Here is a 10,375-nt window from a genome sequence, read left to right on the forward strand (position 1 = left end):
AAAATAAAAAAGAACAGGTTTCCCCATTCTTTTTTATTCAACACCAAATAAAACTTTTGCATTTTTAGTTGTCATTTCTGCTACTTCCTCATAAGAAATTCCTTTTAAATTCGCAATTTCTTCTGCCACGAGTTTTACATAACTCGGTTCATTTCGTTTCCCTCGAAATGGATGCGGTGTTAAATACGGACAATCCGTCTCTATTAACAATTTCTCTAATGGAATCTCCGTAGCAACCTCTTTCGGCTTCTTAGCGTTTTTAAATGTAACTGGTCCACCTAACGAAATTAAAAAGTTCATATCAACACATCGCTCTGCTACCTCTACGCTGCCGCTAAAGCAATGCATAATGCCTCCTACTTCAGCTGCATTCTCTTCTTCTAGAATATCAACGATATCTTGAGTTGCATCGCGGTTATGTATAATAATCGGCAATTTTACTTTTTTCGCTAATGCAATTTGTTTACGGAATACTTCTTTCTGTATTTCTTTTGGAGACTTATCCCAGTGATAATCTAAGCCCATTTCTCCAAGTGCAACGACTTTAGGATGAGAAGCAAGTTCTTCTAACCAAGCTAAATGTTCTTCTGTCATGTCGATTGCATCAACTGGGTGCCACCCAACCGCAGCGTAAATAAAATCATAGGCTTCAGCTAATTCCATCGCCTTTTTTATCGTTACTTCATCAAAACCAACAACAACTGTATAAGTAACTCCCGCTTCTTTCATTCGGGCAATAACCTCTTGCAAATCTCCTTCGAATTGCTCTGCATTCAAATGTGAATGTGTATCAAACAACATAATACATAACTCCTTTTATATTGAAATCAAGTTTATTCTACAAAAATAAGTTCTTTAATAACTTAACGATAACAATACTACAATCTTAATGCAAAAATAGAGAGTGTAAAAAGAAAAAAGACGCTTCACACATGTTACACGTGAAACATCTCTTTTCTTGTCTTAATTACTTGATTTTTGTACCATTTGGTAGATTTTGGTCAATTGATGCTAATGACAATACGCCATTCTCTTCACCCGCTAAAATCATACCTTGCGATAATTCACCGCGTAATTTTACAGGTTTTAAGTTTGTTACACAAATAACCTTTTTACCTTTTAAGTCTTCCGGCGAATAGAATTTTGCAATTCCAGAAACAACTTGACGCTTTTCTGTACCTAAGTCTAGTTGAATTTTTAACAGCTTGTCTGCTTTTTTCACAGGTTCAGCAGATAGTACTTCAGCTACGCGTAATTCTACTTTAAAGAAATCATCAATTGTAATTTCTTCTGCCTTCGGTTCTTCTTCTTTTTTCTCTTCTACTTTAGGAGCAGAGCTTTTCATTTGTTCTTTAATGTACTCTACTTCCACTTCCATTTCTAAACGAGGGAAAATTGGGTTTCCTTTTTCTACTTTTGTTCCAGCTGGAATGCAGCCAATTGTAGATAGACTTTCCCAAGATTTATGAGCTTCATCAGTAAGGCCAAGCTGAGCAAACATCTTGCTTGGTGCTACTGTTAAGAATGGCATAAGCATAATACCTGTTTGACGAAGTACTTCTGCTAAATGAGCCATTACAGAGGCTAACTTTTCACGATCATTCTCATCTTTTGCTAATACCCATGGTTGTGTTTCATCAATATATTTATTCGTACGACTAACTAGTTGCCAAATAGATCCTAACGCTACAGAGAACTCCATATTCTCCATTGCTTCTTCTACTTTTTTCAAAGTATCTTGTGCAAACGCTACTAACGTTTCATCAAATTCCGTCACATTTGCTTTAAATGCAGGGATTTCTCCGTTAAAGTACTTATCAATCATAGCTACTGTACGATTTAATAAATTACCTAAGTCATTTGCTAAGTCGAAATTAATACGCTCCACAAATCCTTCTGGTGTAAATACACCATCAGATCCAAATGGAACTTCACGAAGTAGGTAATAACGTAATGCATCTAATCCGTAACGATCGATTAATGTAACTGGATCTACTACGTTTCCTTTTGACTTACTCATCTTTCCATCCTTCATTAAAATCCAGCCATGAGCAAAGACTTTCTTCGGAAGAGGTAAATCTAATGCCATTAAAATTATCGGCCAATAAATTGTATGGAAACGAACAATTTCTTTCCCAACTAAATGCACATCTGCAGGCCAGAATTTTTTATATTTCTCTTCATTTGCTGTTCCATAACCTAACGCCGTAATATAGTTAGATAATGCGTCAACCCATACGTAAATAACGTGTTTTGGGTTACCAGGAACACGAACTCCCCAGTCAAATGAAGTACGAGAAACTGCTAAATCTTCTAATCCCGGTTTAATAAAATTATTAATCATTTCATTTTTACGAGACTCCGGCTGAATGAAATGTGGATTATCTTCATAGAACTTTAATAGTCTGTCGACATATTTACCCATTCTAAAGAAATAAGATTCTTCACGAACAAGTTCTACATCATGACCACTATCTGGGCTTTTTCCTCCAACTACTTTGTCGCCTTCCATAATTGGCTCTACTAGTTGATGCTCTGTATAGAACGTCTCATCTTGTACAGAATACCAACCTTCATATTCATCAAGATAAATGTCACCTTGATCTACTAATTGTTTAAAGATTTTTTCGACAACATCTTTATGACGATCTTCAGTTGTACGAATAAAATCATCATAAGAAATATCCATCTTCTCCCAAAGCTCTTTAATTCCTGCAACAATGTTATCAACATATGCCTGTGGCGTAATATTTAACTCTTCTGCTTTCTTTTGGATCTTCTGTCCATGTTCATCAGTTCCTGTTAAATAATGCACATTATAACCTTGCATACGCTTATATCGTGCCATCGCATCTCCTGCTACTGTCGTATAAGCATGTCCAATGTGTAATTTTCCACTTGGATAATAAATTGGGGTAGTAATATAAAAGGACTTATTTTCCTCTGTCATTGTTTTGGACCTCCCGAATAACCTCATATGTATTTATAAACAGTATATCAAAAACTCATATATAAAGTGAAACTTTAATCAGTAGGGTTTTTGTTCCTCCCCACTAATTATTAGCCCACGTTAATTGGGCTTTTACGAGCAGCCCAAATCTAACTTATCTTCTTTACGCCAACCTAATTTTCAATTTAGGTCTTAATGCTCAATATCTTTATCATCTATTGCTCATATTTCAAAAAAATATACAATATCCACTTTTAATTTATTATTTTTTCAGAAAATAATGTAAATAATTGTGGAATTTCCTCTCAATCTATTATATATAAGAAATAAGAAATCTATAAATCTTTTTAAAAAATATAGAATTTAAGAATTGACGGAAATGTAAATGATTGGTATCATATGTCCATAGGGTATTTTGTCGAAAAATGACGAATCTAAAAATAGACTCGAAACTTATAAACTATTTATTTAGGAGGAAAAAAATTATGAAATCTACTGGTATTGTTCGTAAAGTTGATGAATTAGGTCGTGTAGTAATTCCAATCGAATTACGCCGTACTTTAGGTATTGCAGAAAAGGACGCTCTTGAAATCTATGTTGATGACGAAAAAATCATCTTAAAGAAATATAAACCAAACATGACTTGCCAAGTAACTGGTGAAGTATCTGACGGTAACCTTTCTTTAGCTGAAGGTAAAATCATCTTAAGCAAAGAAGGCGCTGAGCAAATCTTAAACGAACTTCAAGATTATATCGAAACAGCAAAATAAGCTTCTCAATTATGAGAAGCTTATTTTTTATCGACATGATAGATTTGATATACATCTCTTTTCGACAAATCTCGATCTTTAGCGACTGTTTTAATCGCTTCTTTTGAATTTATACTTTTTTCATTTATATAATATTCAATATGATCATATACCGAAAGAGATTCCCACCATTGTTCTTCTGGAGCAGGTTCTTCTGTTGAACCAGCTACTAAAATACAAAACTCACCACGTACTTCATTTTGCTTCGTCCACTCAATTGCTTCTTCGATTGTTCCTCGAATAAATTCCTCAAATTTTTTCGTTAACTCTCGACATAATACAATCTCTCTATTTCCCAACACTTCCTGCATCGAAATTAAAGTATCATCTAAACGATGAGGTGCTTCATAAAACATCATTGTAATTTGTACATAACGTAGCTTTTCTAACTCCATCTTCCGTTCCTTTTTGTTTCTCTGCAAGAAACCATAGAAATAAAACTGCTTTGTTTCAAGACCGGATGCAATTAATGCTGTAAGGGCTGCATTTGCTCCAGGAAGCGGAATTACATGATATTGCTCAGCTACTGCCTCAACGACAATATCGTAACCTGGATCAGAAATACACGGCATACCAGCGTCACTAACAAGTGCTACATTCTTTCCATCCTCTAATTTCTCTAATAGTTTCTTCCCACTTACTTCTTTATTGTGCTCATGATAACTCGTGACAGGTGTTTCAATTTCAAAATAATTACAAAGTTTTTTCGTTTGTCTCGTATCTTCAGCAGCAATTAAATCAACTTCTTTTAAAATTCGGATTGCACGAAATGTCATATCTTCTAGATTTCCAATAGGAGTTGGTACTAAATATAAAACTCCCTTTTCATTTTGTTGAAAGCTTTTTTGTTGCCACATAGCGTTCTCCTTTTTGCATATATGCCTCTTTTTGTTTTCTCGTTAATTGCTTAAAGTAATACTCCGCTTGCATAGCTGTACGCTTATCATCGTGGGTCTCTACATATTTTAAAACGACAGGAAGCCTGACGCGTGTATACTTAGCCCCTTTGCCACTATTATGAGTCTGAATTCTCTTTTCTATATGGTTTGTATATCCAGCATAATAACTTCCATCAGAGCACTCTACCACATAAAAAAAGTGCTTATTCTTCTCCATATAAAATTGAACGTAGCTCCTTTGTATATTCGTTATTGTTCTCATATACAACGAGAGGTGGTAAAATTTTCAAATCTGCATTTCCATCCTTAATTCCTTCAATTAACAATGTATTTGCTTCTTTTCCAACCTTAGGATAAACAAATTGCACACGCTTTGGTTCAATTTTATATTTACGCATTAATGTGACAATGTCTAGTAATCGCCCTGGACGATGTACAAACGCTACTTTCCCACCTTGTTTTACTAACTGACTACTTGCAGATACAACATCTTCTAATGTACACATAATTTCATGACGAGCTATCGCTAAATGTTCATTCATATTTTTCTCTGAAGTTTGAGGTGTTTGAAAATATGGTGGATTACATGTAACAACATCATATTGATGACGTCCAAGTTTCTCTGGCATATCTTTCAAATCTCCATGTATGAGGTGAATTCTTTCTTCCAACCCATTGTATTGAACACTTCTTACTCCCATATCATATAAGCGTTCTTGAATTTCCACACCAGTAATATTTCCTTTTGTTCTTGTACTTAATAGAAGGGGAACAACAGCGTTACCTGTACACAAATCAAGTAAATTCCCCTTTTGAATTGGTACCCATGCAAAATCTGCAAGTAAAACGGCATCTAAAGAAAAATTAAATACTGATGGGCTTTGTATAATCTTCATGTCTTGTGCTAATAAGTAATCTAAACGTTCATCTTCATATAAATTCATATACTGCTCCTTTTCTTACCCTTAACCTACCCTATTTCATGTATAAAAAATTACCTTTCCAATTATAATTGGAAAGGTAATTTCACTTTTTATTTAAGAATGAAAGACAGAACAAACAATCTCCCTCTTTACGTACACTTCCATAATGTAGATTGCAAATATGAAAACCTTCTTGATATAGTCTCGCTAAATTGTCATAGCCTTCACCAATATCTGTTTTCGGCTTCACTTCTTTACGTTTTTGAGTTTTTTGTTTTTCTTTATTCTGCACTTCTTCAAAACGGTGTCGCAAATTGTTATTTTCCATTTTTATATGCTGGTTTTCTTCCAACAACTCTGCAAGATGCTGTTTTAACTCTCCCAACTGTTTATATAAATGTCCAATTTGCTCTTCCATACTAGAAACCGATTCAAAAATATCTTTTTTCTCCACAAGCACCCACCTCATTAATCTGTGGTTTGACTCGAAACGACCCCTTTATTCACTAACTCATCTAACGTATATTCTACTATCCGTTCCTTGTCTACTAGTTCCACTTGAATTAATCTTTCTAAAATATTTAATCCGATAACACGGCCAGTACCATGCGGGGTTTGTATACGTTGATCTAAATCAGGAAGTTGTTCCTTTGCTGCCTCATATTCATCATTCTCATATTTTAAGCAACACATTAAGCGACCACATAAACCAGAGATTTTTGCAGGATTTAATGATAAATTTTGATCCTTTGCCATTTTAATGGATACAGGTTCAAAATCCCCTAAAAAAGTAGAACAACAAAGCATACGACCACATGGACCAATACCACCTAGCATCTTCGCTTCATCACGAACACCAATTTGTCTTAGTTCAATTCTTGTTCTAAAAATTGCGGCTAAGTCCTTCACTAGTTCGCGGAAATCGATCCGACCATCCGCAGTAAAATAGAAAATAATCTTATTACGATCGAATGTATACTCTACATCTACAAGTTTCATATCAAGATTATGCTCTACTACCTTTTGTTGACAGACTTGATATGCTTCTTTGGCAGCATGTTTGTTCTCTTCAACAATGGTACGATCATTTTCATTTGCAATACGAATAACCTTTTTTAGCGGTAATACAACGTCGTTTTCATCAACTTGTTTTTTGGTAATAACTACTTTTCCGTATTCAATACCTCTTACCGTTTCTACAATGACAAACTCATTTTCAGAGATATCGAACTGGTTTGGATCAAAGTAATATACCTTTCCGGCCTTCTTAAAGCGAACACCTACTACATCATACAAAACGGTCATCCCTCCTGCAACCGCAACACTAACTGTTCGAACACAAGCTGCGCATTTACATTAGCGTTGATTCTATTTTTTGCCTCTAATATATTAAAGAGAGCTGATACAATGCGCTTCTGAGCATAGGAAAACGATTCAAACATCTCTTTCTGCTCATGAAAAACAAGACGATCTTCTTCTCCAAGTTGAACATATAATAAATCCTTATAAATAAGGAGTAACATATCTAAACCTTGCTGTAATTGTTCTTTCTCTCCAAAGTGTTTTCCCCATTTTTCTTGTACAAAAAAAATAGAGGTTTTATCTTTTTCGAGCGCTTCACATAATTTTATCACTAAAGCTCGTGCTTGTGCAAACCATTCATCACTACATAAAGCTAAAGCTTCATCAAAACTATTTGTAAGTTGAGCAGCAAGTGTCGATAAAGATGCTGTAATCCCTTCATCCTGTAATCTTCTAATTAAAGATTCCGTAGGTAACGGTCTAAACGTAACAACTTGGCAGCGAGATAAAATCGTATTTAAAATTTGATGACTTTGTTCAGTAAGTAAAATAGCAGTTGTATCACTACTTGGTTCTTCTAAAAATTTCAAAAGTGTATTTGCCGCATTTGCTGTCATACGATCTGCGTGCTCAATAATATATATTTTTTTATTTGCCTCTAATCCTGTTTTGGAAAACTCTTCTTGTAAATCATGAATTTGCTGCTTCTTAATAGATAATCCGTCTGGTTTTACAATATGTAAGTTAGGGTGGTTACCTGAATCAATTCGCTTACAGTTTGTACATACATGGCAGGGCTCTACTCCATTCCGCTCAGAACAGAGGAAACTCTTTGCCATTTGAATTGCTGTCGCAAACTTTCCTGTCCCTTTCCCTCCCTCTAACAAGTAAGCGTGGGATATACGCTCTTTTGCAATGCTATTCATCAACATTTTTACACCGATGGGTTGTATAGCAGAAAGCTGCTCCCACGTCTTCGTCATAATGCATACCTCACTTATTTCATTCTTTCCTTCTATTATAACAATTTATCTTCTATAATCTGAACAACTTCTTCTATAAGTTTTTCCATCGGTTGATCAGCATTTACCAATACAATACGATCCGAGAAACGTTCTACAACTTGTAAATACCCTTCGCGCACACTTTTATGGAAAGAGATATCTTCCATATCTAGTCGATTTACTTCACGTCCTGCATCTTTTTCAATCCGAGCCAAACCAACCTCAGGCTCAATGTCTAGATAAATTGTTAAACTAGGCATACAGTCCTCTGTTGCGAAACGATTTATTTCAAATACCTTATCCATACCCAATCCTCTTGCATAGCCTTGGTATGCTAAAGAGCTATCTATAAAACGATCACATAACACGAGGTAGTTCTCATTAAGTGCTGGCATAACTTTTTCTACTAAATGTTGTCTGCGCGCAGCAGCATAAAGAAGCGCTTCTGTACGTGCTTCCATCATCGTATATTCTTGTTTATGTAAAATCGTCCTAATGTCCTCAGAAATTGCAATACCGCCTGGTTCCCTTGTCGCCATTACCTTCTGTGCTTTTTGTTCAAAATATGGCAATAAGCTTTTAATTAACGTTGTTTTACCTGAACCTTCTGGGCCCTCAATTGTTACAAATAATCCCTTCATCCTAAAACCTACTTTCTATATCATACACTTTCATATATTTCGTATTACCTTGAAAACGAGCTCCTGCTCTTTCTAAATACATAATTTGCTCTTTATGCTCTGAAGTAATTCTCTCTCCATACATAATTAATGGAATTCCAGGTGGATACGGAATCACCATTTCCGCCGCAATCATTCCAACAGCCTCTTCTATAGATACTATCTTTGTTTCATATCCGTCTAGTTGTTTATACGTATACGGTAAAAGAGAGAATTCACCATTATAAGTATAACGAATAGATTCCCTCTTGTCTTTCACCTCATAATGTTGCAATGCTACTCGGATCATCTCTATAACCTTCATATATCCCTCATTTACTTGTAAGGGTAAAATAAATAGGACATTGTACGGATCAGCCATCTCTGTATATATACCGACCTTTTCAAATACAGACTGTAATTCGTACCCTGATAACTGACAACGAGTTTGTACGGTGACCTTTAACTCATCTTGCAACGGATATTCTAAAATGGCGATTTGGGGAATAGAACGTAATTGTTCCTTAAATCTTCGTAAAAACTCAACAATTTCACTGTGACCTTCTTCTTTTATACGCGCCATTGTAAAGCGTGCTATATCCAAGGAAGCCATAATTGGATACGATGGACTACTAGATTGTAGCATACTTAAATAAGTAGTAACCTTATCTTCGTCTACTAAATGACTATTTATATGTAAATAGGAACCCATTGTCATTGCGGGTAATGTTTTATGTGCAGAATGAACTACAATATCTGCACCATATGTTAATGCTGACTTCGGAAATGGTTCTCCCAAACATAGATGTGCCCCATGTGCCTCATCTACCAAAACAGGGATTTTATGTGCATGTGCAAAAGCGATGCTTGCCTCTAAATCCATCCCCATACCATAATAATTAGGATGCGTTAAAATAAGTGCTTTCGCATTTGGATACTTTCCAATTGCGTTCTTAATAATTTCATTACGAACTCCCACTGGTACGTTATAAGCTTCATCAATCCATGGATCTAAAAAAATGGGATTTGCTCCCGCAAGTTTTAAACCATTAATAATTGATTTATGACAATTTCTTTGTACAAGAACAATATCATGTTCCCCGCAACAAGACAAAATCATTGCTAAGTTCCCGACTGTTGAACCATTAATTAAAAAATAACTTCTCTTTGTATTATAAACTTCAGCCAATAATTGTTGTGCCTCATCTATACATTCAAACGGACTATGCAAATCATCTAGTCCTGCTAATTCAGTTACATCAATAGATAGAATACCTTTAAACTCTCTTATTACCTCCTGAGGGAAGTTTAAACCATTCTTATGACCAGGAACATGAAAGGATAACGGCCCTCTTTCTTTAAACTCTATTAACGCCTCATATAAAGGCATACGATTTTGATTCATCTACATCTCTTCCTTATTATTCATTCTCTATCTATTATACAGAACAAAAAAAATAATAGGCATATGCCTATTTAAAAATATGATACTTCTAATTTTCGAAGCTGCTTTAAATAATATATATATTTCGGATCATCTGTCTCTGTATTCACCATATCCTTTTCACATTCATGGCATATTAAATTATTATAAACATATATACCTTCTTTTCTTTTTGTCTCACAAACAATACAAACTTCACTTTGTAATTTCATAATCTTCCCTCCCTATTTAAGTGAACCTATTTTATACTTCTAATCCTTAACAATTTACAGAAAAATATACACCCATCTTTTATATAATATGATTAACTCTTGGGCAACGTGTTTGTATTTCCATTACTTCTTTCCCATTCTTTTTAACAATACAAAAAAACACAAGTCAAATG

The 10,375-nt window shown here is 34.8% G+C and carries 12 protein-coding genes; 1 reads left to right on the forward strand and 11 read right to left on the reverse strand.

What is annotated here, in order from left to right; translation table 11 throughout:
• Positions 1-33: 33 nt before the first annotated feature.
• Both DN401_RS24810 and metG read right to left on the reverse strand, forming a co-directional pair.
• Positions 34-801 carry a TatD family hydrolase gene (locus DN401_RS24810; protein WP_000895851.1) on the reverse strand — a complete coding sequence of 256 codons (768 nt, stop codon included), beginning with the start codon at positions 799-801 and terminating at the stop codon, positions 34-36.
• A gap of 166 nt (positions 802-967) precedes the next feature.
• On the reverse strand, positions 968-2,950 hold the full coding sequence (metG, locus tag DN401_RS24815; RefSeq protein WP_000134140.1) for a methionine--tRNA ligase: 1,983 nt from the start codon (positions 2,948-2,950) through the stop codon (positions 968-970).
• 485 nt (positions 2,951-3,435) lie between these two features.
• Between metG and DN401_RS24820 the strand changes: the two genes are divergently transcribed.
• Positions 3,436-3,720 carry an AbrB/MazE/SpoVT family DNA-binding domain-containing protein gene (locus tag DN401_RS24820; protein WP_000843036.1) on the forward strand — a complete coding sequence of 95 codons (285 nt, stop codon included), beginning with the start codon at positions 3,436-3,438 and terminating at the stop codon, positions 3,718-3,720.
• Between the two features lie 20 nt (positions 3,721-3,740).
• Here the strand turns inward: DN401_RS24820 and rsmI are convergent, their stop codons facing one another.
• The 9 genes from rsmI to DN401_RS24865 all read right to left on the reverse strand — a co-directional run bounded on the left by rsmI (position 3,741) and on the right by DN401_RS24865 (position 10,202).
• On the reverse strand, positions 3,741-4,616 hold the full coding sequence (rsmI, locus tag DN401_RS24825) for a 16S rRNA (cytidine(1402)-2'-O)-methyltransferase (protein ID WP_000267818.1): 876 nt from the start codon (positions 4,614-4,616) through the stop codon (positions 3,741-3,743).
• Positions 4,585-4,875, reverse strand: a complete 291-nt coding sequence (locus tag DN401_RS24830; RefSeq protein WP_000414350.1) for a GIY-YIG nuclease family protein — start codon at positions 4,873-4,875, stop codon at positions 4,585-4,587. Before DN401_RS24830 ends, rsmI begins: the two co-directional genes overlap by 32 nt.
• Positions 4,862-5,602 (reverse strand): tRNA1(Val) (adenine(37)-N6)-methyltransferase, encoded by a 741-nt coding sequence (locus tag DN401_RS24835; RefSeq protein WP_001055366.1) that lies wholly within the window; start codon positions 5,600-5,602, stop codon positions 4,862-4,864. Before DN401_RS24835 ends, DN401_RS24830 begins: the two co-directional genes overlap by 14 nt.
• Before the next feature lie 82 nt (positions 5,603-5,684).
• Positions 5,685-6,035 (reverse strand): DNA replication initiation control protein YabA, encoded by a 351-nt coding sequence (gene yabA / locus DN401_RS24840; protein ID WP_000412063.1) that lies wholly within the window; start codon positions 6,033-6,035, stop codon positions 5,685-5,687.
• 14 nt (positions 6,036-6,049) lie between these two features.
• A complete protein-coding gene (locus DN401_RS24845) occupies positions 6,050-6,877 on the reverse strand; it encodes a PSP1 domain-containing protein (protein WP_000272429.1) in 828 nt (275 codons plus the stop codon).
• 5 nt (positions 6,878-6,882) lie between these two features.
• Positions 6,883-7,866: a DNA polymerase III subunit delta' gene (holB, locus tag DN401_RS24850; RefSeq protein WP_000169561.1), complete on the reverse strand. Its 984-nt coding sequence runs from the start codon at positions 7,864-7,866 to the stop codon at positions 6,883-6,885.
• 35 nt (positions 7,867-7,901) lie between these two features.
• Entirely contained in the window at positions 7,902-8,528 is a 627-nt protein-coding gene (tmk, locus tag DN401_RS24855; protein ID WP_000677221.1) for a dTMP kinase, read from the reverse strand.
• A 1-nt stretch (position 8,529) separates the two neighbouring features.
• The gene (locus tag DN401_RS24860) at positions 8,530-9,951 is read right to left on the reverse strand and encodes an aminotransferase class I/II-fold pyridoxal phosphate-dependent enzyme (protein ID WP_001075304.1); all 1,422 of its coding nucleotides are present in this window, start codon (positions 9,949-9,951) and stop codon (positions 8,530-8,532) included.
• A 71-nt stretch (positions 9,952-10,022) separates the two neighbouring features.
• A complete protein-coding gene (locus DN401_RS24865; RefSeq protein WP_000776278.1) occupies positions 10,023-10,202 on the reverse strand; it encodes a sigma factor G inhibitor Gin in 180 nt (59 codons plus the stop codon).
• Positions 10,203-10,375 lie beyond the last annotated feature (173 nt).

This window comes from Bacillus sp. BF2-3, assembly GCF_008368795.1.
Classification (GTDB): domain Bacteria; phylum Bacillota; class Bacilli; order Bacillales; family Bacillaceae_G; genus Bacillus_A; species Bacillus_A cereus.